At 72.6% G+C, this 24,520-nt stretch carries 21 protein-coding genes; 3 read left to right on the forward strand and 18 right to left on the reverse strand.

Going from position 1 to position 24,520, the window contains the following annotated elements; translation table 11 throughout:
* Position 1: 1 nt before the first annotated feature.
* From iolD to AB0G10_RS38220, 5 genes are all read right to left on the reverse strand, one after another.
* Positions 2-1,885 carry a 3D-(3,5/4)-trihydroxycyclohexane-1,2-dione acylhydrolase (decyclizing) gene (iolD, locus tag AB0G10_RS38200; RefSeq protein ID WP_360933588.1) on the reverse strand — a complete coding sequence of 628 codons (1,884 nt, stop codon included), beginning with the start codon at positions 1,883-1,885 and terminating at the stop codon, positions 2-4.
* A complete protein-coding gene (iolB, locus tag AB0G10_RS38205) occupies positions 1,882-2,832 on the reverse strand; it encodes a 5-deoxy-glucuronate isomerase (protein WP_360933590.1) in 951 nt (316 codons plus the stop codon). Before iolB ends, iolD begins: the two co-directional genes overlap by 4 nt.
* A 171-nt stretch (positions 2,833-3,003) precedes the next feature.
* Positions 3,004-3,606, reverse strand: coding sequence for a GNAT family N-acetyltransferase (locus AB0G10_RS38210; RefSeq protein ID WP_360933593.1), 603 nt, complete (start codon positions 3,604-3,606; stop codon positions 3,004-3,006).
* On the reverse strand, positions 3,603-5,138 hold the full coding sequence (locus tag AB0G10_RS38215; protein WP_360933596.1) for an APC family permease: 1,536 nt from the start codon (positions 5,136-5,138) through the stop codon (positions 3,603-3,605). Before AB0G10_RS38215 ends, AB0G10_RS38210 begins: the two co-directional genes overlap by 4 nt.
* 90 nt (positions 5,139-5,228) lie before the next feature.
* A complete protein-coding gene (locus AB0G10_RS38220; RefSeq protein WP_360933599.1) occupies positions 5,229-5,879 on the reverse strand; it encodes a GPP34 family phosphoprotein in 651 nt (216 codons plus the stop codon).
* A 432-nt stretch (positions 5,880-6,311) separates the two neighbouring features.
* Here AB0G10_RS38220 and AB0G10_RS38225 point away from each other — a divergent pair, with 432 nt between their 5' ends.
* Positions 6,312-7,073: a class III extradiol ring-cleavage dioxygenase gene (locus tag AB0G10_RS38225; RefSeq protein ID WP_360934075.1), complete on the forward strand. Its 762-nt coding sequence runs from the start codon at positions 6,312-6,314 to the stop codon at positions 7,071-7,073.
* A 273-nt stretch (positions 7,074-7,346) separates the two neighbouring features.
* Here the strand turns inward: AB0G10_RS38225 and AB0G10_RS38230 are convergent, their stop codons facing one another.
* From AB0G10_RS38230 to AB0G10_RS38275, 10 genes are all read right to left on the reverse strand, one after another.
* Positions 7,347-8,348 (reverse strand): TerC family protein, encoded by a 1,002-nt coding sequence (locus AB0G10_RS38230; RefSeq protein ID WP_360933602.1) that lies wholly within the window; start codon positions 8,346-8,348, stop codon positions 7,347-7,349.
* A gap of 230 nt (positions 8,349-8,578) precedes the next feature.
* Positions 8,579-8,812: a hypothetical protein gene (locus AB0G10_RS38235; protein WP_360933604.1), complete on the reverse strand. Its 234-nt coding sequence runs from the start codon at positions 8,810-8,812 to the stop codon at positions 8,579-8,581.
* A 169-nt stretch (positions 8,813-8,981) separates the two neighbouring features.
* Entirely contained in the window at positions 8,982-11,651 is a 2,670-nt protein-coding gene (locus AB0G10_RS38240) for an AAA family ATPase (protein ID WP_360933606.1), read from the reverse strand.
* A gap of 38 nt (positions 11,652-11,689) precedes the next feature.
* Complete coding sequence (locus AB0G10_RS38245; RefSeq protein WP_360933609.1) at positions 11,690-12,217, reverse strand: hypothetical protein; 528 nt, start codon at positions 12,215-12,217, stop codon at positions 11,690-11,692.
* 21 nt (positions 12,218-12,238) lie between these two features.
* Entirely contained in the window at positions 12,239-13,441 is a 1,203-nt protein-coding gene (locus AB0G10_RS38250; protein WP_360933611.1) for an ABC transporter permease, read from the reverse strand.
* Positions 13,438-14,184 (reverse strand): ABC transporter ATP-binding protein, encoded by a 747-nt coding sequence (locus tag AB0G10_RS38255; protein ID WP_360933614.1) that lies wholly within the window; start codon positions 14,182-14,184, stop codon positions 13,438-13,440. Before AB0G10_RS38255 ends, AB0G10_RS38250 begins: the two co-directional genes overlap by 4 nt.
* Positions 14,181-15,359, reverse strand: coding sequence for a biotin/lipoyl-binding protein (locus AB0G10_RS38260; RefSeq protein ID WP_360933617.1), 1,179 nt, complete (start codon positions 15,357-15,359; stop codon positions 14,181-14,183). The genes AB0G10_RS38255 and AB0G10_RS38260 overlap by 4 nt, the downstream gene beginning before the upstream one ends.
* A 56-nt stretch (positions 15,360-15,415) precedes the next feature.
* On the reverse strand, positions 15,416-16,873 hold the full coding sequence (locus AB0G10_RS38265; protein ID WP_360933620.1) for a HAMP domain-containing sensor histidine kinase: 1,458 nt from the start codon (positions 16,871-16,873) through the stop codon (positions 15,416-15,418).
* Positions 16,870-17,592, reverse strand: a complete 723-nt coding sequence (locus AB0G10_RS38270) for a response regulator transcription factor (RefSeq protein WP_360934078.1) — start codon at positions 17,590-17,592, stop codon at positions 16,870-16,872. The genes AB0G10_RS38265 and AB0G10_RS38270 overlap by 4 nt, the downstream gene beginning before the upstream one ends.
* Before the next feature lie 69 nt (positions 17,593-17,661).
* On the reverse strand, positions 17,662-18,939 hold the full coding sequence (locus AB0G10_RS38275; RefSeq protein WP_360933623.1) for an efflux RND transporter periplasmic adaptor subunit: 1,278 nt from the start codon (positions 18,937-18,939) through the stop codon (positions 17,662-17,664).
* A gap of 175 nt (positions 18,940-19,114) precedes the next feature.
* On the opposite strand from AB0G10_RS38275, the gene AB0G10_RS38280 reads away from it, so the two are divergent.
* Complete coding sequence (locus tag AB0G10_RS38280; RefSeq protein WP_360933626.1) at positions 19,115-19,717, forward strand: hypothetical protein; 603 nt, start codon at positions 19,115-19,117, stop codon at positions 19,715-19,717.
* Here AB0G10_RS38280 and AB0G10_RS38285 read toward each other — a convergent pair.
* Together AB0G10_RS38285 and AB0G10_RS38290 are read right to left on the reverse strand one after the other, a co-directional pair.
* Complete coding sequence (locus AB0G10_RS38285; RefSeq protein WP_360933629.1) at positions 19,701-20,093, reverse strand: hypothetical protein; 393 nt, start codon at positions 20,091-20,093, stop codon at positions 19,701-19,703. The two genes, AB0G10_RS38280 and AB0G10_RS38285, sit on opposite strands and share 17 nt — an antisense overlap.
* Positions 20,094-20,254: 161 nt before the next feature.
* Positions 20,255-21,100, reverse strand: a complete 846-nt coding sequence (locus AB0G10_RS38290) for an alpha/beta hydrolase (RefSeq protein ID WP_360934081.1) — start codon at positions 21,098-21,100, stop codon at positions 20,255-20,257.
* 225 nt (positions 21,101-21,325) lie between these two features.
* On the opposite strand from AB0G10_RS38290, the gene AB0G10_RS38295 reads away from it, so the two are divergent.
* The gene (locus tag AB0G10_RS38295; protein ID WP_360933632.1) at positions 21,326-24,043 is read left to right on the forward strand and encodes an AAA family ATPase; all 2,718 of its coding nucleotides are present in this window, start codon (positions 21,326-21,328) and stop codon (positions 24,041-24,043) included.
* 9 nt (positions 24,044-24,052) lie between these two features.
* Here the strand turns inward: AB0G10_RS38295 and AB0G10_RS38300 are convergent, their stop codons facing one another.
* Positions 24,053-24,469: a hypothetical protein gene (locus tag AB0G10_RS38300; protein ID WP_360933635.1), complete on the reverse strand. Its 417-nt coding sequence runs from the start codon at positions 24,467-24,469 to the stop codon at positions 24,053-24,055.
* Positions 24,470-24,520 lie beyond the last annotated feature (51 nt).

A 24,520-nucleotide genomic window follows, 5' to 3' on the forward strand; every position in this document is an offset into this window, starting at 1 on the left:
TCTACCGCCCTCCGGGTCGCAGGTGGTGCCGCTGCCGCTTCTTCTCCTCCAGGTATCCGGCGTGCGCGTGCCGCGTGCTGTGCAGGGTGGCCACCTCGGCGACCGGCACGTCCCACCAGGCCTCGGAGGACGGTCCGGTGGCGAGCGGGTCGGTCTCGATGTGCACGACCGTGAGCCGCTCCGACTCCCGGGCCTTCTTCAGCCCCTCGGCGAGCTCGGCCGCGGTCCGGCAGCGGATCACCACGGCGCCCAGGCTCTCCGCGTTGGCGGCCAGGTCGACCGGCAGCCGGGCGCCGTCGTAGTCGCCGGTCGCCGGGTTCTTGTAGCGGTAGGCGGTGCCGAACCGCTGCGAGCCGGTCTGCTGGGAGAGCGCGCCGATCGAGGCGAAGCCGTGGTTCTGCACCAGCACCACGATCAGCTTCACGCCCTCGGCGATCGCCGTGACGATCTCCTGCGCCATCATCAGGTAGGAGCCGTCGCCGACCAGCGCGTACACCTCGCGGCTCGGGTCGGCCATCTTGATGCCGAGCGCGCCGGCGATCTCGAAGCCCATGCAGGAGTAGCCGTACTCGACGTGGTACTGCTTCGGGTGCCGGGCCCGCCACAGCCGCTGCAGGTCGCCGGGCAGGCTCCCGGCCGCCTGCACCACCACGTCGCGTGCTCCGCACGCTTCGTTCACCACCCCGATCACCTCGGCCTGGGTGGGCATCTCACCCTTCTTTCCCGCGTACGCCCTTTCGACCGTCGCCTGCCACTGCCGGACCGCGTCGCCGAAGTCGCCGGTGAAGCGCCTGCCGTGCATGAGCGGGCGCAGCGCCGTGAGGCCGGCCCGGGCGTCGGCGACCAGCGGCAGCGCGGAGAGCTTGCCGGCGTCGAAGGCGGTGACGTTGAGGTTCACGAAGCGCACGTTCGGGTGCTGGAAGACGCTGCGCGACGCCGTGGTGAAGTCGGAGTACCGGGTGCCGATGCCGAGCACCACGTCGGCGTGCCCGGCCAGCCGGTTCGCCACCGGGTTGCCGGTGGCGCCCACACCGCCCACGGCGTTCGGGTGGTCCCACGGCAGCGCGCCCTTGCCGGCCTGGGTGTCGGCCACCGGGATGCCGGTCTCCCGGGCGAACCGGTCCAGCGCCGCGGAGGCCTCCGCGTAGATCACCCCGCCGCCCGCGACGATGAGCGGCCGGGAGGCGCCCCGGATCGCGGCCGCGGCCCGCTCCACGGCGAGCGGGTCGGGCGCCGGCCGGGCCACGTGCCAGACCCGCTTCGCGAACAGCTCGTCCGGGAAGTCGTACGCCTCGGCCTGCACGTCCTGCGGCAGGCAGAGGGTGACCGCGCCGGTCTCGGCCGGGTCGAACAGCACCCGCATCGCGTTGAGCAGCGCGGACGGCAGCTGCTCAGGCCGCAGGACCCGGTCGAAGTACCGCGACAGCGGCCGGAACGCGTCGTTGACCGAGACGTCGCTGGCCCGCGGGTCCTCGAGCTCCTGCAGCACCGGGGTGGCGACCCGGGTGGCGAACACGTCGGACGGCAGCAGCAGCACCGGCAGCCGGTTGATCGTGGCGAGGGCCGCGCCGGTGACCATGTTGGTCGCGCCCGGGCCGATCGAGGTGGTGCAGGCCAGGGTGGCGAGCCGGTTCCTCATCCGGGCGTATCCGGCGGCCGTGTGCACCATGGCCTGCTCGTTGCGGGCCAGCATGTACGGCATCTCGGTCTTGCCGTGGTGCTCCCGCTGGGCCTGCAGCAACGCCTGCCCGATCCCCGCCACGTTGCCGTGCCCGAAGATGCCCAGGCAGCCGGCCACCGCCCGCTGCTCGGCGCCGTCCCGCTCGGTCCACTGGGCGGTCAGGAAACGGACGACCGCCTGCGCGACGGTGAGCCGGTGCTTCACATTCGCCTCCGTTCCCGGGTGGAGGTCAGCGGCAGTCTCGGGTCGACCTCCTGGCCCTGCCAGCGGCCGCGCACCCAGCCGTGCGCCGGGTCGTCCCGGACCACCCAGCGGCGCTCGCCGGGGCCGGCCATGACGTTGAGGTAGTAGAGGTCGTAGCCGGGCGCGGCCATCGACGGCCCGTGCCATCCGTACGGGACGAGCACCACGTCGCCGGTGCGCACCTCGGTGCAGACGTCGATCGGCCGGTCGTGGTCGCCGTGCACCACCTGGAAGCCGCAGCCCGGGCCGCCGCCCGGCGACGTCGTGACCTCGAAGTAGTAGATCTCCTCGAGGCAGGACTCGTCCGGGCCCTCCTCGTCGTGCTTGTGCGGCGGGTACGACGACCAGTTCCCGCCCGGCGTGAGCACCTCGCAGGCGATCAGCCGGTCCGCCTCGAACGCCTCCGGCGTGCAGAAGTTGTTGACCTGCCGGCTGGCCTGCCCGGCGCCGCGCATCTCCACCGGCACGTCCTCGGCCGGCCCGTAGCGGAACGGCAGCTTGCGGGTGGCCCGGGCGGACGGCAGCGCGAACCGGCCGCCGTTCGGCGCGCGCAGGGTGACCGCGGAGTCCCGGGGCAGGTAGGCGAAGTCGGTCACCCGGGAGAAGACGGTCCGGCGGCCGGTCAGCGTCAGCCGTTCGTCGTCGCAGGCCACGTCGCAACTGCCGGCGAGCGGCAGCACGAGCATCTCGTCGTTCTCGGTCAAGAACCGGATCCGCCCGCCGACCGGTAACGCCACCACCCGCAGCCCGCTGTAGTGCCACCCGGCGTTCTCCGGGCTGACCAGGACGTCGTACGGGCGCTCGGCCGAGCTGCCGCGCCGGACCAGGGGGTTGACCCTCGGGGTGTTCACGACGGGTCGGTCGCGGGTCGGCCAGCCGGATCTTCTCCGGGCGTCTTCTGAGGACATCTGCGGGTCCTTCCGGCCGGCCATGGGCGTGTTCACCCAGCGGTAGCCGGAAGGCCACGCTGGGTTGGACCTGGTTTCGATGTAATTACCTGACGGCCGCCACGTCAATAGCGAAAAGCCGGGGTGCTCGCGCACCCCGGCTTCCGTTCATCCGTTTCCGCTGCCGTCCTGTCAGGACGCCGTGCGCCACATCCGGTAGAACGCGGTGCCGTCCGGCAGGTAGATCTCGCACGGGTCCATCGGCTCGTAGCCGTGCCGGCGGTAGAGGCGCACGTTGTTCTCGTTCGTGGCCTCGAGGTACGCCGGCACGCCCCGGGCGTCCAGCTCGCGGTGCATGTGGTCCATCAGCGCGCCGCCGAGGCCGTGACCCTGCTCCGACGGGCGGACCGCCAGGAACGCGAGGTGCCAGTGCTCCTCGTGCGGGTGGTTCTTGTCGAAGAGCTCGCCGAGGGCGCCGAAGCGCTCGAAGTGCTCGCCGGTGATCGCGCCGAGCCGGTCCAGGTAGCCCGGGATCTCGGGCAGGTCGCTCTCCCGGTCGAACCAGACGGCGACGGCCGCGTAGCCGCCGTCCTCGTGGTCGATCACGTCGATGCGGCCCTGCTTGTGGGCGGTCTCCGACTCGATGGTGAAGAAGCCGGCCATCACCTTCTCGCGCTCGGCCGGGACCGGGACGAGGTAGTGGTTCGCGGCCAGGTCGTCGAACGCGTGCGAGACCAGCGCGCCGATCGCCGGGATCTCCTGCTCGGTGGCCGGGCGGATCACGTGGTTGGTCATCGGCGGTACCCCGACTCGTCGTTGTAGCCGGTGCCGGCCGCGTCGTTGTTGAGCGCCGCCGAGAAGCCGCCCGTGGTGGTGGCGCTGCGGGCGCCGAGGCCGATGCCGGAGTAGACCTGCGGCCGCGACGACTTCAGGTAGAGCGCCCACAGGCTGCCCAGGACCAGCAGCACGATGAACGACGCCGGCACCACGATGGCCGGGGTGCTGCCGGGCTCGACGCCGAGCAGGCCCGCGATGTTGTCGAACGCCAGGTACGTCATGACCAGCAGCAGGACCGCGCCGACGACCGGGGCGATGACCCGGTGCAGCACGTCCTCGCCCTGCGGGTGCCGGGCGAAGTAGCCGATCACCGCGAACGAGGTCAGCGTGACCAGGATCAGCACGCCGAGGCCGCCGCCGGTGCCGCCCCAGAAGAAGAGCTGGACCAGCGGGTCCCAGCCGGCGATCGCGTAGACCACGATGACGGCGAGGCCGACCGCGGACTGGGCGAGCGAGCCGTTCTTCGGCGCGCCGGTGCCGGGCACCGTACGGCCGAACGTACGCGGCAGCACGCCCTCCCGGCCGAGCGAGAACATGTACCGGGCGATGATGTTGTGGAACGAGATCATCGCGGCGATCAGCGAGGTCAGGAACAGGATGTGGCCCATGTGCAGGGCGGCGTCACCGAGCTGGACGGCGGCCAGGTTGAAGAAGAGCTCGGGGCCCTCCTCGCCGGCCCGCTGCACGACGTTCTCGCCGGCCGCGGAGATCATCGCCCAGGAGGCGAACGCGTAGACCACGGCGATCAGGGCGATCGCGATGTAGGTGGCGCGGGGAACCGTGCGGCGGGGGTCGCGGGACTCCTCGCTGAAGACCACCGACTGCTCGAAGCCGACGAAGCCGGTGACCGCCATGACGAGCAGCGCGCCGGAGCCGGCGCCGATCAGGGTGCCCGGGTCGAGGGCGGCCGTGGAGGCGGTGAAGCCGTCCGAGCCGATCTCGGCGAACGCGAAGACGAGGGTCAGCGCGATCTCGGCGACCAGCAGCGTGGCGAGGACCTTGCCGTTGACGGCGACGTCGCGCACACCCAGGATCGCGACCAGCGCCCAGGCGACCAGGGCCAGGACGTACCAGGGGACGTCCACGCCGAACCAGTCGACGAAGAGCGGCTGGGCGATCGCGCCGAAACCGCCGTACGAGGCGACCTGGAACATGTTGTAGGACAGCAGGGCGACCCAGGAGGCGCCGACGCCGACCGGCTTGCCGAGGCCCTGCGCGATGTAGGCGTAGAAGGCGCCGGCGTTGGCGATGTGCCGGGCCATGGCGACGTAGCCGACCGAGAAGATCGCCAGAACGAGGGCGACCGCGAGGAAGGCGATGGCGATGCCGGTCAGGCCGGTCACCGCGAGGCCGGTCGGCACCACGCCGGCGACCACGGTCAGCGGGGCGGCCGCCGACATCATGAAGAAGACGATCGCGGCTACGCCGAGGCGGTCGCGGGCCAGTGCGTCGGAGAGCTGGCTTCCGGGTTGGGTTGCGGTCGACGACACGCGGGACTCCAGGGGTTTTCGATCTTCGGGGGTGGGTTGTGTTGTGTGTGGGGCTTGCTTCCGTGCGCCTGCTCGGCTTTCCTGGCCTGCTCAGGCTCGGCGGGCCATGACCGCGTCGCCGACGGCCGCCTCGGCCTGGGCGACGAGCTGCTGCAACATGGCTGGGAAGAGCCGGCGGAACTGCTCGAACAACCGGGCCCGGTCACGGGCGTTGAGGGTGGCGAGGACGTGCTGGTCCAGGCCGGTGGCGAGGATCAGCCCGGCCAGGAGCAGGTCGGCCACGTCGAGGTTCTCGTCGCGGGAGACCTTGGTGCGGATGCGGGTGGCGGGCCAGCCGGCGGTCATCGAGTCGGCGGGCACGAACGAGACCTTCGTGCTGAACAGCCCGCGCTTCTCCTGCCGCTTGATCAGCCCGACCCGGGCGAGGCGGCGCTCGACGAGGTCGGTGGCGATGCCGGTGGAGAGATAGGCGAGCCAGTTGCGTACGCCGTGCTGACCCGCCTCGCGACGCAGCTGCTCGAGCACGGCGGTGGTCGCGGCGTCGCCGGTCGGCCGTTCGTCGATGACCACGAGCTCGGTCTCGACGAGGTCGACGCGCCGCCACAACATCAGTTCGCCGAGCAGTGCCGCGCCGAGACCCAGGCCGAGCGTGGCCGGTGACAGCAGGGAACCGCCACGAATCGTGTCGTGCGCAGTCAGGTAGAGGTCATCCGCGGGCGGTAGCTGCGGCGGGGACGCCACTGCTCGTTCTCCTCTCGACGCCTTGGGAAATGCCCGCGCTGTTCACCTTGAGTAATGTGGTGACGTTTCACGAAGCAATTACTGTTCGCTCCCCCCGGCGCGACCGGAGGTAGCCTGCCAGCTCTCGCCGTTCGGCGCAACGTCCAGATGAGACAAATGTCGGCTCTACTGTGGGCGTTGTTGATCACAGTCTTGGCTAGGTAATTTGAGCGTCGATCAATAAACGGCGGCATCGTGTCGCGTTTTGTCGATATTTAATCTCGTCGAAATGCATACGGCGTCGGCGGCGCCCCGGGCCGGAGTTCGGCGCAGCGTGATCATGAACCTGGGGAAACTACACAGAGTTATCGGACTCGGGGATAGTTGCTTCTTCAACTTTTTGCCGATACGGTGGTCGCAGAAGGTTGAAGTTTCAAGGAGGCCACCGTGCGGATGCCCGCTCTCTTCCTCAGCCATGGCGCGCCGCCGCTGGTCGACGACCCGACCTGGGTGGCGCAGCTCCAGGAGCTCGCGGCCGGCCTGCCCCGGCCGAAGGCGATCCTGATGGCGTCGGCGCACTGGGAGTCCGCGCCGCTCATGCTCGGCGCCACGTCACCGGTGCCGCTCGTCTACGACTTCGGCGGGTTCGCGCAGAGGTACTACGAGGTGCAGTACGCGGCCCCCGGCGCACCGGCCCTCGCCGACCGGGTCGAGGCGCTGATGCCGGACTCCGAGACGGTCGCCCGCACGAACCGGGGCCTCGACCACGGCGCCTACGTGCCGCTGACCGTGATGTACCCGGAGGCCGACATCCCGGTGCTGCAGATGTCGCTGCCCACCCTCGAGCCGGACCGGCTGCTCGACCTCGGCGCCCGGCTGGCCCCGCTCCGCGACGAGGGCGTCCTCATCGTCGGCTCCGGCTTCACCACGCACGGCCTGCCGTTCCTGCGCGACTGGCGCCCCGACGCGGCCGCGCCCGGCTGGTCCCGCGAGTTCGACGCGTGGGCCGCCGAGACGCTCGCGCGCGGGGCGGTCGACGAGCTGGCCGAGTTCCGCGACCGCGCGCCGGGCATGCCCTACGCCCACCCCACCATCGAACACTTCGCCCCGATGTTCCTCACCCTCGGCGCGTCCGGCGCCCCGGAGAAGGCACCCGACCAGTCCGTCGACGGCTTCTGGATGGGCCTCTCCAAGCGAAGCTTCCAGACCGCCTGACGCCCTTGCCACCCGCACTCCGGTAGCGCTCCAGCCGGGCGAGCGGGCACGCCGGGAGCGGCGGCGCGGGGACTCGGGCGGGGTGGGGAGTGGTCGGAGGGTGACCAGGCACCCATCGCGAAAGGCGCCGGGCGGCCGGGACCACCCGCTCGTGCCCGCGTCTGGCCACGGGACGGGCAATGTGCGGTCGGGGACGGCGCCGGCCATCGTACGAATGGGGATGAAGCGCAAGCGGAAGGCCCCGGCGCAACCACCGGGGCCTTCGGAGGAGAGCTATTTGTCGGCGTGTTGTTCGGACTTGGCGCGCAGGCTGCCCGGGTGGGCCTTCAGCGACGGATCCTTGCGGGACTTGATGAGGCTCGCCACCGTGGTGATCACCAGGATGCCGATGATGACGCCGAGGGAGACCGGCGTGCTGACCTCGGGGACCGACTCGCTGAGGTCCTTGTGTGCCCAGTGCAGGACCAGCTTGACGCCGATGAAGGCGAGGATGATGGACAGGCCGGTGGACAGGTAGACCAGGCGGTCCAGCAGCCCCTTCACCAGGAAGAACAGCGCCCTCAGGCCGAGCAGGGCGAACGCGTTCGCGACGAAGACGATGTACGCCTCCTCGGTCACGCCGAACACGGCCGGGATGGAGTCGAGCGCGAAGAGCAGGTCGGTGCCGCCGATCGCCAGCAGGACCAGGAAGAGCGGCGTGAACATCCGCTTTCCGTCGATCTTGGTGACCATCTTGCCCTCGACGTAGTCGTCGGTGATGGGCAGGAAGCGGCGGCCGGCCTTGACCAGGGCGTTGTCGTCGACGCTCGGATCCTCGTCACGGTGCCGGAAGAGCTGCACCGCGGTGTAGAGCAGGATCAGGCCGAAGATCAGGAACATGAACGAGAACGCGCTGAGCAGCGCGGCGCCGACCGCGATGAAGATGACCCGCAGCACCAGCGCGATGATGATGCCGAACGTCAGCACCTCTTGCTGGTAGCGCTCGGGCACCGCGAAGGTGCCCATGATGATCACGAAGACGAAGAGGTTGTCGACCGACAGACTCTTCTCGACGATGTATCCGGCGAAGTACTCGGTGCCGAAATCCCAACCGGCGATGCTTCCGAAGACGACACCGAACGCGATCGCGACGGCGATATAGAAGATGGACCAGGCGGCGGCTTCGCGGAAGCCGACGACGTGTGGACGGAGCACCCCGAGAGTCAAATCGAGGGCGAGCAGGGCGACGATGACACCGATGGTGACGGTCCACCCGAGCGCGGAGACCTCAAGCATGTCTCACAGGATCCCCAAAGTTTCTGCGAGCTACCTGAAGATTGGGTGGGGAAGCTTGATCTTCCCTGATATACGGGTGCCCAGAAAAGCCAGGAACCGGAAAAGGGAACCGCCCCCGGCATTCTTCGCTTGCCGGGGGCGGTTCGGGTCAGCGCGCGCCATCCGGGGACGGTCCGGACTCGCGTCGGCAACCCATCGGGCCGGCCCTCCGGCCCGGGGAACAGTGTGGATCAGTTCTGGTGTCCGGCGACACCCACCTGATAGCGCCTTTCGGCGTCCTGCCGGGTCAGGATGTCGTGGATCTCGCGCGTCTCGGCGGCGGTGTGCCGGCTGAGGATCATGTCGAGCTCGCTGCGCTCGGCGGCGGTACGGAACGCGGCGAGCTCCTCGCTCAGCCGGCGGTGCGCCCGGCGCTCGGCACGGTTGTTGACGATGGCGGTCCGGGCGTTGCGGAGAAACTGCATGTCGAACTCCTCGACGGATAGTGACGGAGAAAGCCTCGTCGCTTCCGGCTACAACGATCCCGCAGTCGCACTTCTTCCCCAAATCCACCAGGTAAAACTCTGGAGACGAAAGTGACGGCGACCACGGGATTCCCGTAACCCAGGTCACGCTCCGTAGAAAAAGGGCAGCTCACGGGATGCCGGTGATCTCGGACACCGCGAGGCGTGACGACAGCTGCGTCCGGGAGCGCACGCCGAGCTTGCGGTAGACCCGGGTGAGCGTCGCCTCGACGGTCTTGACGCTGAGGTAGAGCCGGGCCGCGATCTCCCGGTTGCTGGCGCCGTCCCGGACCATCGCGGCGATCCGCAGCTCGGTCGAGGTGAGGCCCTGGTCGGGCGTCTCGGTGCGGATCAGGGCGCGCTCGGTCTCCTCGGCCCACGGCCGGGCGTCGGCGGCCATGAAGAGCGCGAGCGCCGCGCCGATCGCCACCCGGGCGGCCGCGTAGCGCCGGCGCCGGCGTTCCGCCCCGCCCGCCACGAGCAGCGCGTGCGCCTGCTCGACCGGCTGGCGCAGCCTCTCGAAGAGGCCGGCCGCGGCCGTCGAGAGCTTGACCGCGTCGTCCGGGCGGCCGGACTCCGACTCGACGATGGCGGCCGCCCGGTCGAGGTAGCCGGCGAGCGCGGGGGCCGCGCCCAGCCGGCGCGCGGCCGCCCGGGCCTCGGCGAGCGTCGCGGCCGCGGCGGCGTGCTCCCCGAGCGCGGCCAGCCCGGCCGCGAGGTCCGCGTGCCAGCGCACGATCATCGGGTCGGCGCTGCCGGTCTCCGCCTCCAGGCCGCGCAGCCGGCGCAGGGTGGCGACCCCGGCCCGGGTGTCGCCGGCGCGCAGCTCGGCCTGGCCCAGGGCGTGCAGGTTGCGCCGCAGGTAGAGGCCGTCGCTCTCCTGCTCGGAGGCCCGGACGCCGCGGCGGGCGAACCCGGCCGCGGCGGCGAGGCTGCCGCCGGCGAGCTCGGCCACGGCGGCGGTGTACCAGGTGGGGCCGGGGCTCAGACCGGCCTCCTGGGCGGCCCTGGCCGCCCGATGGGCGTAGCGCAGCGCCTCCTGGCAGCGCCCGGCCCGGGTCGCCACCTCGGAGAGGCTGCGCAGCACCTCGACCCGGGCCTCGCCGACCCGGTCGTGCTCGGCCACGGCGAGCAGGGCGAGCAGGTCGGCGCGGGCCTCGTCGAGGCGGTCGTCGAAGAGCGCGAACCGGGCGGCCGTGTACTGCGGGCCGTAGTGCAGCCAGTCCGGGGCGGGCGCGGCCGGGAGGGCGAGGGCCCGGTCCAGGTCGTCGCGCCAGCGGGGCTCGCCGCGGGTGCGGCGGATCTGCGCCAGCGCGCTGAGCGCCATCGCCTCGGTGGCCGGGTCGCCGGCCGTCCGCGCGGCGTCCCGGGCGAGGGAGGCCTCCTCGGCGGCCCGGTCCGCGTCGCCGGCCAGGAACGCCTGCCAGGTGAGCCGGAGCCGGACCGGGGCGAGCAGCGCCGGGTCGTCGCCGGCCTCGGCGAGGGCCGCCGCGAACGTCTCGGCCATCCCGGCGAGGTCCTGGCCGGCCAGGTCGATGAGCACGAGCCGCGCCCTGACCCGATGGGCGGCCGGCGCCGACTCGGTCGCGAGGACCCCGTCGGCGGCCCGTCTCGCCAGCGCCGGCGACCCACCGGTGATCGCCGTCCGGGCCGCGGTGACGAGCCAGTCGAGGCGGTCGGCGGCGAGACCGTGCGGGCACCGGTCGGCCGCGAGGACGTAGAGTTCCGCCGCGGTCCGGTCGGCTCCGCGCTGCGCGCATCGCCGCGCCGCGTCGGCGAGAGCCTCGGCCACCCGGGCTTCGGGCCGATGGGTACGAAGGGCCCGATGCCGGAGCGCGTCGATCGGGTCGGTGGCGGCCTCGCTCAGCGCCGCGTGGATCGCCGACCTCTCACGGGCCGGTGTCTCGTCGGCGAGCACCTGCCCGAGCAGTGGTGGAGTGAAGACGATCCTGTCGCGATTCATCTGGATCAATCCGGCGCGGACCGCCTCCCGCAGCTCCCGCTCGGCATCCTCGCGGCCGGCTCGGCGCAGCAGGGCGGTCGTCGGGTCGGTGGCGAGCGCGGCGACGAGCAGCGTCCGGCGCGATGTCCCGGAGATGTCGCCGAGACGCTCCCGAGCCCACGATCGGGCGTCGTCCCCCTTCGAGAGAGCCAGGGCGACGTACGGATTCCCGGCGCTCGCCGCGTGCAGCCGGCTCGCCGTCTTGCAGGGCAGGCCGCTCTCCTCGAGCAGCGCGGTCAGCGCGTCCGGGTCGAGCGGCGGCACGACCAGGTCGGCGACCGGGGACGGGCAGAGCCGGGCCGGGCTCCTCGCCGTCGACGCGGCGATCACCCGGACCCGCGGCCCGGGCCGGCGGCGCACGGCGAACGCGATCAGCTCGGCCGACTGCGGATCCAGCCACTGCGCGCCGTCCACGACCAGGAGGACCGGCCGCGACCGCGCGCAGTGGGCGAGCAGCTCGGGCAGGACGAGCCGCCTCGCCAGGGCCGGCCCGCCGGTACGGGGCGGCCGGCCCTGGCGCAGCGCGGCGAGCCAGTGCCTCGGCGCGGGGGCCAGGGCCGCGACCGCCTCCGCCGGGACCTGGCGTACGAGATCGGCCGCCCCGGCGTACGCGAGAGCGCGCTCGCCGCGGGCCGGGCGCAGCCGGAGGACCAGGTCCCCGCGCGCCGCGGCCTGGCCGGCGACGGTGTCGAGCAGTGCGGTGCGGCCGATGCCGGGCGGGCCGTGCAGGGCCACGCCTCCCCCGGCCGCCAGCCGGGCATCGATCGCCGCGAGCAGGTCGTCCCGCCCGTGAAGCATGCGCTCACTGTAGGGACGACTTAGTCGGTCATCAATGGCTACTTCTTGGTGACACTCGTCGCAGTCACCGAGCCGTCGTCCGCGGTCTCCCCCTCGACGGTGACCGAGTCGCCGGCCTTCACGTCGCTGAGCTTGCCCTTCTCCGCGGTCGCGACGGTGGTGCCGCCGTCGGTCTTGACCGTCACGGTGGAGCCGTCCTCGGTCTCGATGTAGATCGTCTTGCCGTTGACGAGCTTGACCTTGCCGGTCGTCCCGCCGCCGGCGGCCTGCTGGGCGTTCTGCTGGGCGTTCTGCCCGCCGAAGCCGCCGGGCATCCCGCTCGCGGACAGACCGGACGGGAAGCCGCCGCCCCGGCCGCCGCCGGGGAAGGCGCTCGCCGTCTCGGTGGCGCCCCACTGCTTCTGCGCCTGGATCCCGCCGAGGAACCCGCCCATCAGCAGCGCCGCCACGCCCAGGCCGATCGTGCCCCGGTTCCACCAGCGCTTCGGCGCGGCGGCGGCCAGCTCCTGGGAGAGGTCGTCGTGGTCGTCCGGCACGGCCGGGATGACCGCCGTCTCATCGTTCATACGGTTCACAGCGTGAAGTCCTCACTCGTAGCGCAGCGCGTCGATGGGACGCAGCCGGGCGGCGCGGGCGGCGGGCAGGCCGCCGAAGAACAGTCCGATCGCGACGGAGACGCCCACGGCCAGCCCGATCGAGCTGGGCACGATGACCGGCTGCACGCCGACGATCTCGAATCGGCTGCCGATCAGCGCGGCGGCCACGCCGAGGCCGCCGCCGAGCACGCTGAGCAGCGTCGCCTCGATCAGGAACTGGGAAAGGATGACCCGCCGGGGCGCGCCGAGCGCCTTGCGGATGCCGATCTCCCGGGTCCGCTCGGTGACCGTCACCAGCATGATGTTGGTGATGCCGATGCCGCCGACCAGCAGGCTGATCGCGGCGACCGCGCCGAGCAGCGTGGTGAACGTGTCGGCCGTCTCGGTCTGCGTCTCCAGCAGCGAGGACGCGTTCTGGATCCGGTAGGGCGTACTGGCCGAGCCGTCCGCGACGTCGAGCTTCTGGTCCAGGATGGTGGACACCTGGCTCTGCGCCGCGTCCACGGCGTCCGGGTCGGACGCCTCCACGATGATCGAGGTGAGCGCGCCGTACCCGGTCAGCACCTGCTGCACCGCGGTGAGCGGGGCGACCGCCGTGTCGTTCGAGTCCTGGAAGCCGGTGGAGCTCTTCTCCTCCAGCACGCCGACGATCGTGAAGAGCGCGCCGCCGACGGTGACCTGCTTGTCGATCGGGTCGGTGCCGGGGAAGAGCTCTTCGGCGACGGTCTGCCCGATCACCACGACCCGCCGGCCCTGGTCGACGTCGTCCTCGCTGAACATGGCGCCCCGGCCGACCGGGGTGCTCGACGCGGCGAACCAGCTCGGCGTGGTGCCCACGAAGGTCGCCACCGCGTGGTCGGCGCCCTCGTACGTCATGGTCGCCGAGGAGGAGCTGACCACCGGGGACACCGACCGCACGTCCGGCGCCAGCTCCGGGTCGACGAGCGCCTCGGCCATCTCCGTGGTGAGCGAGGTGCTGCTCGACCCGCCGCGCCCGGTGCTCATCACCGTGATGGTGTTGGTGCCGAGCGCCTCGATCCGGTCGCTGATCGCCTTGGCCGAGCCGTTGCCGACCGCGACCAGCAGGATCACCGCGGCCACGCCGATCAGGATGCCGAGCATGGTGAGCGCCGACCGCAGCTTGTTGGCCGAGAGGCCGCGCAGCGAGAAGCGGATGACTTCGAGAAGGCTCATGCGTGGTGCCGTCCCGCGAGCGCCGCCGCCGCGCCGATCGGCGGCAGGTGCAGGGGCGACTGCCGCCGGTCCGTCACGATCGAGCCGTCGACCAGGCGGATCAGCCGCTTGGCGCGGGCGCCGACCTCGTCCTCGTGCGTGATGATCACGATGGTCCGGCCGGCCGTGCTGAGGTCGTCGAAGACCTGCAGCACGTCCTCGGTGGACCTGCTGTCCAGGTTGCCGGTGGGCTCGTCGGCGAGCAGCAGCGCCGGCTCGGTGACCAGCGCGCGGGCCACGGCGACGCGCTGCTGCTGGCCGCCGGAGAGCTGGTTCGGCTCGTGCCCGGCGCGGTCGGCCAGGCCGACGATCTCCAGAGCGTCCATGGCGCGGCGGCGGCGTTCCTTCGGTTTGACTCCGGCGTACGCGAGGGGAAGTTCCACGTTGGCGACCGCGCTGGTCCGCGGGATCAGGTTGAACGCCTGGAAGATGAAGCCGATGAGCCGGTTCCGGGCCAGGGCGAGCTGCGCGTCGGAGAGGCGGCTCACGTCGACGCCGTCGAGCCGGTAGACCCCCGAGGTGGGGATGTCGAGCGCACCCAGGATGTTCATGAGCGTCGACTTGCCGGAGCCGGACGAGCCCATGATCGCCGCGTAGTCGCCGCGCTGGATGGTGAGCGAGACCCCGCGCAGCGCGTGCACGGTCGCCTCGCCCTCGCCGTAGATCTTCTTGAGGTCGCGGACCTCGATGACCGGCTTGTTCATCGGCCGGCCCCGCCGCCCGGCATGCCGCCGCCACCACCGAGGTTGCCGCCGCCACCACCGAAGCCGGCGCCGCCGCCCGGGAAGCCGCCCTGCTGGTTGCCGCTGCCGCCGGTCGACGAGGAGGTCGTCTTCACGACCACCTGCTCGCCCGCCGTGAGCCCGGACTTGATCTCGGTGGCCGAGTCGCCCTCCAGGCCGATCTCCACCGAGCGGGTCTCCTGCACGCCGTTCGCCACGACGGTGACCGAGTGCCGGTTCCCGGCCGTGGTGAGCGCCGCCGGGTTGACGGAGACGGCGTTCTCGACCGAGCCGGTGGTGACGCTCACCGACACGGTCTGGCCGACCTTCGCGCCGGTCGGGACCTTGTCCAGGGTGAGCGTGACGCCGTAGGTGACGACGTTGTTCGCCGTGGTGGCGGAGGGGTCGATCGCGGAGACCTTCGCGCTCTGCTCGACGCCGCTCAGGGCGTTCCAGGTGACCGTGGCGGCCTGCTTCTCCTTGAGGCTGGTGGCGTCGGCCTCGGCGAAGGCGGCGCTCACCTGCATCTTCGACAAGTCAGCTATTTCAACGAATCCGCTGCTGCCGCTCTCCCCGGACGAGCCGGCCTGCCCGCTGCCGCCCGACGAGCCGGACGAGCCCGACGAGCTTCCGAGCGTCCCGTTCACCGCGGTCACCGTGCCGGCCATCGGAGCCTTGAGAACCGCCCCGTCGACTCCGGCCTCGGCCTCGTCGACGGCGAGCTCGGCCTGGTCGACCTGATTGGCGGCGTCCGAGGTGTCCGAGCCGGCGTCCTCGGCCCGGTCCAGGGCGTCCTGCGCCGCGTCCAGGTCCGCCTCGGCCGCGTCGAGGGTCCGCTGGGCGGCGGCCGGGTCGACCTTCGCGAGGACCTGCCCCTTCTTGACCTTGTCGCCGACCTTCACGCTGATCGCGGTGACCGTGCCGCTGGTCTCGAAGCTCGCGCTCGCCGTGCTGGCGCTCTCGAGCGTGCCGTCCGCGGTGGCGGTCTTGGTGACCGTTCCCTGCTGGACGGTCACGGTCCGCTCCGAGGCCACGGCGGCCGTCCCGTCATCGGAAGAGGAGAATGTCTCGTACACCGTGAATGCCCCGGCGACGAGCGCGACGCCGATCACGGCGTTGACCACCGAGGACGGGTGGCGGCTCAGACGTACCTTCATGGCGCAAACTCTCGGGGGTCGGGCTAGGAGGAGCTTCGGCGGAACCTGGGAGATGGCTAGGAGTCACCGACGGCCGGCAGGATCACCCGGAAACAGGCGCCGCCGCTCGGCGACTCACCCAGCTCCACCCAGCCGCCGTGACCGTGAACGATCGCCGCGACGATGGCCAGCCCCAGGCCGGAACCCCCGCCGTTGCTGCGGGAACGGCTCGGATCGGCGCGATAGAGCCGCTCGAAGACGCGCTGGGCGTGTTCGCTGGAGATACCCGGGCCGTCGTCACTGACTTCGAGAACAGCCTTGGGTACGTCGCTACCGAGCGTCACCGGCCCGGAACGCACGACCCCCTTATCCGGATTTTTCGTGAAATAACCGACGCGAACCGTCACGGTCGTCCCCACCGGCGTGTGGCTCAGCGCGTTCGCCACCAAATTCGTCGCGACCTGGCGCAGCCCGTGCTCGTCCCCCAGCACGGTGGCCGGCTCGAACGCGTCGGCCAGCACGATCGACCGGTCCGGCTGCCGCGCGTGCCCGTCCCGGATGGTGTCCGCCGCGATCTCCAGCAGGTCGACGCGGCGGATCTCCAGGGTCCGTTTCCGATCGAGCCGGGCCAGCATCAGCAGATCCTCGACGAGCACGCCCATCCGGCCGGCCTCGCCCTCGATCCGGGCCATCGTCTCGTCGAGCTCTCCCCTGCTGGACGCGCCGCCCCGCCGGTAGAGCTCGGCGAACCCGCGGATCGACGTGAGCGGGGTCCGCAGCTCGTGCGAGGCGTCCGCGACGAACTGCCGCAGCCGCTGCTCGGAGTGCGTACGGGCGTCCACCTCGGCCTCGATCCGGGTGAGCATGGCGTTGAGCGCGAGCCCGAGGCGGCCGGGCTCGGTGTGCGGATCGGTGTCCGGGACCCGGCCGGAGAGACTGCCGGCGGAGATGTCGGCGGCCACCGACTCCATCGCGGTGAGCGGCCGCAGACCGAGCCGGACCACGAACGCGGCGCCGGCTCCCAGCAGGCTGAGCACCAGGACCATGACGCCGGCGTCGATGAGCAGCAGGCGCTCCGTGGTCTGTTCGACCTCGCTCAGCGACGTACCGATGACGGCGTAGCCGCCGGTGTCCCCGATCGCGACGGCGATCATGCGCCAGGCGGCCCCCTCGGAGGCGTCGACGGTGTAGGGCGCTCCCACCCTGGCCGCCACCCGCGTGAGCGACTCGATCGCGGGACGGTCGGCGCTGACCGTGGAGCTCCGGGCCGGGTCCAGGGTCCCGTCCGCTTGATACACATAGGTGACCTGGTCGGCGCCGATCCGGAAGCGGCCGCCCAGTCGGGGAACAAAGCCGGGCGACATCTCCGACATCGGGCGAGAGATGCCGATGAGCTGTTCGTCGATCCGGTCCTGCAGATAGCTGCGGATCAGGAGCACTCCGGCCGCATTGGCGACAACGAGCGCTATCGCCGACAGTAAGGCGACGACCAGGACCAGCCGCGAGCGCAGCGTCCAGTGCTTCCAGCGCCTCATCCCTCTTCGCCGCGAGGCAGCCTGAGCGCGTACCCCACGCCCCGCACCGTGTGGATCAACGGCGGATCCGTCCGGTCGATCTTGCGGCGCAGGTAGTAGACGTAGGACTCGACGATCCGTCCGTCGCCCCCGAAGTCGTACTTCCACACCCGGTCCAGGATCTGCGCCTTGCTCACCACCCGGCCCGCGTTGATCATCAGATAGCGCAGCAGGTTGAACTCGGTCGGGGACAGCTCGATCAGCCGGCCGGCCCGCCGCACCTCGTGGGCGTGCTCGTCCATCTCCAGGTCCGCGTAGCGCAGGACCCCGGTCTCCTCCGCAGGCTCGTCCGGCTGGCTGCGCCGCAGGATCGCGCGTATCCGTAGCACGACCTCCTCGAGGCTGAACGGCTTGGTCACGTAGTCGTCGGCGCCGGCCGACAGGCCGTGGATCCGGTCCTCGACGGCGTCCCGCGCGGTGAGGAACAGGACCGGGACCCGGTGCCCGGCGGCGCGCAGCCGCCGGGCCACCTCGAACCCGTCGACGTCCGGGAGCATCACGTCCAGGACGATCAGATCGGGCTCGAACTCCTGCACCGCGACCAGGGCGGCGTGCCCGGAGCCGGCCACCCGGACGTCGAAGGCGACGAGCCGGAGGGTCGCGCTGAGCAGCGCGGAGATGTTCGGCTCGTCGTCCACGACGAGGACGCGGGCGGGACGCGCCGCGGCGTCGCCGGCGATCACGGGGCTACGGGTCTCGGTAAGCACCCGGAAAGGAATAGCAACCGAGTCTTTGAGCAGGCTATGAACTCACCATGATTTGGCGACGACCTCGCCCTCGGCGAGCCCCGAGGTGATCTCGGTGTACTGATCGCCGCGCAGGCCGATCCGCACGGGGCGCTCGGCGCCGCCGGCCGAGACGGTCCCGGCCGCGCCGCTCACGTCGTGCACCGCCGTGCTCGGCACCCGCAGCACGTCCTCCTTGCTGCCGGTGGTCACCTTCACGCCGGCGCTCTGCCCGACGAGCAGCTCCTCCGGGGCGTCGTCGAAGGAGAGCACCACGCCGAACCGGGTGAGCGTGCCGTCGCTGGTGCCGACCGGGTCGACCTGCACGACCGTGGCGCCGAACGTCTCCCCCGGCCGGTCGGCCAGCGTGATCACGGCGCTCTGCCGCACCTCCAGGTGATCGGCGTCGGCCTCCGGGAAGTCGGCGCTGATCTGCATGTCGTACACGTCCGCCAGGGTGATGAACGCCGAGCTTGAGCTCACCCGGCTGCCCACCTTGCCGCCGACCGTGAGGATCTTGCCGGCGATCGGCGCGGTGATGGTCGTGCCCTCGAGCGCCTCCTCGGCCTCCTGGAGGGTCACCTCGGCCTTGTTGACCCGCTGCTGCGCGGTGAGGATCGCGTCGGTGCCGCTGCCGCCGCCCTGCTGCCCGCCGCTGCCGCTCCCGGTCGAGGAGCAGGACCCGCCGGGGGCCTTCGCGGTGGGAGACGTGACCGCCTTGGACGTACGGGTGGACGACGGCGGGGCCGTGGCGGCGGGGCCGGTCGTGGCCGTCGCCGCGGGAGCCGGGGAGGTGGCCGTGGCCGTGGCGGTGGCCGTGGCGGTGGCCGTGGCGGTCGCGCTGGGCGCCGGCGAGACCGTCGTGGTGTAGGCCGCCGCCATGTCGCAGCCGGTGGTCGCCGACGTCGTGCTCGCCTTCTCCTCGGCCTCGTCGAGCTGATCCCGCGCCGCGTCGAGCGCGTCCTCGGCGTCCTCGACCGCCTCGGCGGCGTCCGCGTCGTCGACGGTGGCGAGCACCTGTCCCGCGGTGACCGTCGAGCCGGCCCGTACCTTGACGGTCTCCACCGTGCCCTCGACCGGGAACGACAGGCTGCGCGTCTGCGCGGCCTGCAGCGTGCCGGTCGTGGCGACCTCGGTGGTGACCGCGCCCCGGTCGGCCGTGGCCGTCTCGGCCGCCTTCGTCTCCTCTTCCGCGGCGCCCGCCGTCAGCGCACGCACCACGCCGAAGGCGATCGACGCGAGCACGACGGCCGCCACGAGGAGCCAGATCAATCGCCGGCGACCGGCCAGTGCAACACCCATGGCCGCAGAGTCTGGCGAGCCGTTCTCGCCGCCGGCTGGATCCTGCCTCGGAGTTCGCTCGGAGCGCCCGGACCGGCTCTTACCTGATTCCTAGCGTCCGCCGACCTCCCGCACAGGTGGGGACGTTTTCCTCTGAGCCGACCTTCCCCGTTTCGACCATCGTCAGGAGATCAACGTGCCGGTAGTCAGTTCGACGACGCGCCTGCGCGCAGGCGCCCTGCTCGTGGCCTCGGTGGCCGTGCTGTTCACGGCGGCCTGCGGCGGCGGCTCGGACGACGGCAGCGCCGGTGGCACGAGCGGCGAGCAGGGCGGCGCCGGCGCGTTCGCGTCGTACGTCAGCTGCCTCAACGAGAACGGCGTGACGATCACGATGCCGTCCGGCGGCCCGGGCATGGGCAACGGCGGTGCCCGTCCCTCCGGCGGTGCCCGTCCCTCCGGCGCTCCCGACGGCGCGGGCCTCCCCTCCGGTCAGCCGCGTCCGTCCGGCAGCGCCGGCCAGCGTGGTGGCGGCGGCTTCCCGGGCGGCGGCATGTTCCAGCAGCCCGCGGGCGTCGACGACGCGACCTGGGAGAAGGCGCAGTCCGCGTGCGCCTCGCTGCGCCCGAGCATGGGCGCCGGCCGCGGCAACGGCAGCGGTCAGCAGGGCAACGGCGCCGACGCGGCCTACACGAACTGCCTCAAGGAGAACGGCGTCACCGACACGGCGAACCTCGACGAGTCGGACGCGACCGTGACGAAGGCCGTGGAGACCTGCGCGGTCCTCAAGCCCGCCTCCTGACACTCCCCACCGAGCCCCCGTGCCGGCGTCGCGCTGCCCCCCGTCGTGGCGACGCCGGCACGGTCGTCCCTACAGCTCGCCGGCGTCCTCGTTCCATCACGCCGACCGGCAGGTTCGGGTTCCGGGCCGCCGCCGCGGCAAGCTCCTCGTCGTCCAGCAGCTCGATCACCCGCGGCACGCCGAGGCGCGGGTCGTCCGCCATCCAGGCGCGGACGCCGGGGTGCTCGTCGCGGCGGAGCCTGTCGATCAGCGCGGCGGGCGCGCCCGGGTCGAGCACCACGAGCGCCCGGGCCTCCCGGTGCGGCGCGTCCGCGTACCGGACCAGGTCGGTGCGCGGGAACCGGGGGTGGCGCAGCAGCCCGCCCCGGGTGATCACCCGGGCCTCCAGGTAGGTGCGGACCCCACGATACGAACGTTTCCGCAGGCCGGGCACGGTCGTTCGACCGAGTGACCGGGGTGGACCGCGCCGGCAGGCTGGACATGAGTTCGCTGGGCCGGCGGTGATGACCGCCGGCCCAGCGCCGTTCCGGGATCGGATCAGCTCAGCGGGCAGCTGCTCCGGTAATCCGAGATCTGCAGCAGGCTGCTCGGCCCCGGGCAGATGAACTTGTCGTAACGGGTGTCGTTGTCGACGAACCGCTTCAGCCAGGACGTGGCCTGCACCGCGGTCCAGGTGTCGACGCTCTGCGGGAAGAAGTGGCTGGCGTTGTTGAGCTCGAGGTACGCCTTCTCCGCCGAGGCCGGGATGCTGTTGTAGAACGGGATCGAGTGCGAGGAGACCGGCGCGATCGCGTCCGACTCGCCGCCGACGATCAGGGTCGGTACGCGCAGCTCGCTCCACGACTTGTCCAGGTTCCACGGCGCGAGCGGCACCGCGGCCTGCAGGGACGGCCGGTCGCTGGCCGCTTCGAGGCTGCCGCCGCCGCCCATCGAGTGCCCGGCCACGGCGAGCCGGCTCGCGTCGATCCGGCTGCGCACCGAGCTCGACCGGGTCAGGTAGTCGAGGGCCGCGAGCAGCTGGTCACCGCGCGACGAGGGCTGGTCGGCGGTGGTCAGCGTCTCGATGCCGATCACCACGAAGCCGTGCGAGGCCAGGCGGGGGCCGAGCCAGGAGATGCTGGACCAGTAGGCGGTGAAGCCCGGCGAGATCGCGATCGCGCCGAACGTGCCGTCCGCCGTGGTGGTCGGGTAGTAGATCTGACCGCCACCGAATCCGGAGGCCGCGAGCCGGGAGACCGACGTCTGCGAGACGGCGTAGGGGCCGCGGGAGGCCTGCAGCGCGGACAGGGTCGGGGCGGGTCCCCGCTCGTACGGGTTGGCGGCCTGGGCGGCCGTGGCCCCGAGGCCGGCGGTGAGGGCGAGGGCGGCTGCCGAGGCGGCCAGGTACCGGGCGGTCCGGCGGAGAACGGTTGACTTCACGTCGACTCTCCTTCGAGGGGGGTTGGGATCGACGAACGTCAGTCTCAGCGGGTCCGGGGCGGTCAGGCATCGGCGAAATCACCGGCGTTGTCATCGGTTCGCAATCTCCCGGAAATTTCATCAACCGAAACGCCCCTTTCGCCGACGGCCCCGGCGCGGAACACTCGCCGCATGTTTGATGCACCGTCAGTGCAGAAACTTCCGGCGCCGGTCCGCCGCCTCCTCGCCGAGGCCGAGCAGGGCCGGAGCGGCGCGCTGGTCGTGACCGGCCCGCCCGGCGCGGGACGCACCACCCTCACCCGCGCGGTGGGTGCCGCGCTGCCGTCCTGGACGGTCCTCTCCGCCCCGGGCCACATGGACGAATCCGGTCTCCCGTACGCGGGCCTGCAACGCCTCATCACCCCCGTGCGCGACCTGATCACCCAGCTCGAGCCCGCGCAGCGTGCCGCGCTCATGCGCGGCCTGAGTGGTGCGTCGCCGCAGGTGGAGCGGCTTGCGCTCGGTCTTTCCCTGCAGACCCTGCTGGGTACGGCGGGAGCGCGCGCCGCCGGCTCCGCCCGCCCGGTGATCTGCGTGATCGACGACTGCCACCTGTTCGACGAGCCCTCCTGGCAGGCGGTCCTGTTCGCCGCCCGCCGCGTGGACGGCCTGGCACTCCTCGCCACCATGCCCTCCGGCTGCCATGCCGGCGGGCTGCCGGTGCATCGATTGCAGCCGCTGTCGGCGGAGGAGGCCCGTGCCGTGCTGGCCGGACATGCCCCCGACCTGGCCCGCGAAGTGTCGGAAGCGGTCATCGACCTGGTCGGCGGCAATCCGGCGGCCCTCATCGACCTGGCCGGCTCGCTCACCCCGGAACAGCGCCGCGGCTACGCCCCGCTCCCGGCGTGCCTGCCGCCGTCGAGTCCGCTGCGCCGCCGCTTCCGGGCCGAGCTCGACGCCCTCCCCACGGCCACCCGTGGCCTGCTCCTGCTGGCGGCGGCCCCGCCCGCGGCCTCCCTCCCCGACGTCCTGGCCGCCTCCTCTCCCGAGCCGGAGGGAGGGCTGGAAGCGCTCGCTCCCGCCGAACGCGCGGGGCTGGTCGCCGTCGAGGGGGACGAGGTCCGCTTCGTGTCGCCGCTCGTGCGCGGCGCCGCGTACACGGAAATGCCCCGAAGCCGGCGGAGGACCGCCCACCTCGCGCTCGCGGAGGTCCTCGCCGCCCGCGGCGAGAGGCCGGCGTCGCTGCTGCATCGCGCCGCCGCGGCCACCGGGACCGACGCCGCGCTCGCGCAGGAGCTGATCGAGGTGGCCCGCACCGCCGAACCGGTCGCCGCCGCCGTGGTCCGCCGCTGCGCCGCCGACCTCTGCCCGGACCCGGCCGGCCGCGGCGCGGTGCTCGTCGACGCGGCGACCTCGGCGTGGCTGGCCGGCCGCCCGCACGACGCCGGGCTGCTGCTGCGCCGGATCCCGGCCACCGCCGGGAACGCCCGGGTGCGCGCCCGCGGCCTGACCGCCGAGATGTGGCTGCCGGACGGCCGGCCCGGCGCCCGCGAACTGCTGCTCGACGTCGCCACCGAGCTCGCCGACTCGGACACCGGCACCGCCCTGGACGCGCTGGCGCTGGCCGGCGAGGCCGCGGCCCGGCCCGGTGAGCAGGGCCGGTACGCCGGTCTCGCGCACCGGATCCTCACCCGTCAGCGGGGCGACGAGCCGCCGGCGGTGACCCTCGCGTACCACCACGTCGCCGGGCTCGCGGGGATGGCCGACGGCGACGAGCCCGCGGCGTTCGCCCGGTTCCGCCGGGCCGTCGACCTGGCCGACCGGGTCACCGAGCCACGCCGTCTCCTGCAGGCCGCCACGGCCGGGGTGCTGGTCGGCGACTCCCGGCGGGCCGCCGCCATCGCCGGGCGCTCCGCCGTGCTCGCCCGCGAGCAGGGCGCGGCCGTCCTGGTGCCGCAGGCGCTGGAGATGGCCGCCACCGCCGGGCTGGCCACCGGCGAGTACGCGGCCGCGACCGTCGCCGCCCTCGACGGCGCCGCCCTGGCCCGGGCCACCGGCCAGCCGATCCTGGCCGCCGTGCACACCGCCATCCTGGCCGTGCTCGCCGCGCTGGTCGGCGACCGGGAGACCGCCCTGGCCCGGATCGCGGCGGCCGGATCCGGACCGTCCCGCGCGCTCTGCGAATGGTCCCTGGCCCTGCTCGACCTCGTCGACGGCCGCGCCCTGCCCGCCGCCGAGCGGCTCGCCCGGGTGGTGACCGCGCCGCCGGGGTACGGGTCGGCGATGCTGCAGGTGGCCGTCGTCCCGCACCTGTTGGAGGCGTCCTCCCCGTCCGTCCTCGAGACCGCGCCGCACTCCCGCGACGCCTCGGCGTTCTTCCTGGGTGTGGAATCGATCGCCGCCGGTTTCGACCGCTGGGCCGGCCGCACCGGGCAGCCCGCCTGGCTGGCGCTGCGGGACCGGTGCCGGGCGCTGCGGGCCGCCGACGCCGAGGAGGCCGCGGCCTGCTTCGGCGAGGCGCTGCGGCACACCGGGGAGGCCGGTTTCCCCCGCGCGCACACCGAGCTGCTCTACGGCCGTTTCCTGCGCCGCCGCCGGCGCCACGTCGAGGCGCGCACCCACCTGCGGCGGGCCGCCGAGACGTTCCGGGTCATGGACGCCGAGCCGTGGGCGGCGCAGAGCACGCGCGAACTGCGGGCCGCCGGCGAACGCGTCGACAGGCCCGGCCCGGCCCTGGACGGCCTGGAGCTGACCGCGCAGCAGGAGCGGATCGCGGTGCTCGTGGCCGGCGGCGCCACCAACCGGGAGGTGGCGCAGGAGCTGCACCTGAGCCCGCGGACCGTGGACCACCACCTGCGCAACGTCTTCGCCCGGCTGGGGGTGAGGTCGCGGACGGAGATGGCCCGGATGCTCAACGCGGGTTCGTGAGTCCCGCCCTCACAGTGATGCTTCGATGCTGTCCCAGCGCTCGGCCAGCTGCCGCCTCCGGACCGCGACCAGGTGGCCGGCCAGGATCGCCGGGTGGCCGCCGCGCACGCACACGTCGGCCCCGGCCGTGAGCACCCCGGAGACCAGCTCCACCGCGGCCCAGTCGTCGATCAGCGCGACGATCCGGGTCTCCGCCGGCAGCACGTGCCGCGCCACCTGGACGTCGTGCACGGTGGCGCCGCTGAGCACCACCATCTCACCCGGCCGGACGTCCTCGAGGCCGGTCGCGTGGCGCATCGACCAGCCCTGCGGAAGGTGCTGCGGAAGGCTCGCCACCCGGCTCCGCTGCCCGAGCACGGCGACGACCGGGTGCGGCGCCGGTGCCGGCGCGGAGTCTGGGTTGAGCTGCGTGAGCATGGTGGTCATCCCCTCATTGGGTCCCTCGTGTGAGTCCACGATTCGCCCCGTGCCTGTGGG

It is taken from the genome of Actinoplanes sp. NPDC023714 (assembly GCF_040639855.1).
Classification (GTDB): domain Bacteria; phylum Actinomycetota; class Actinomycetes; order Mycobacteriales; family Micromonosporaceae; genus Actinoplanes.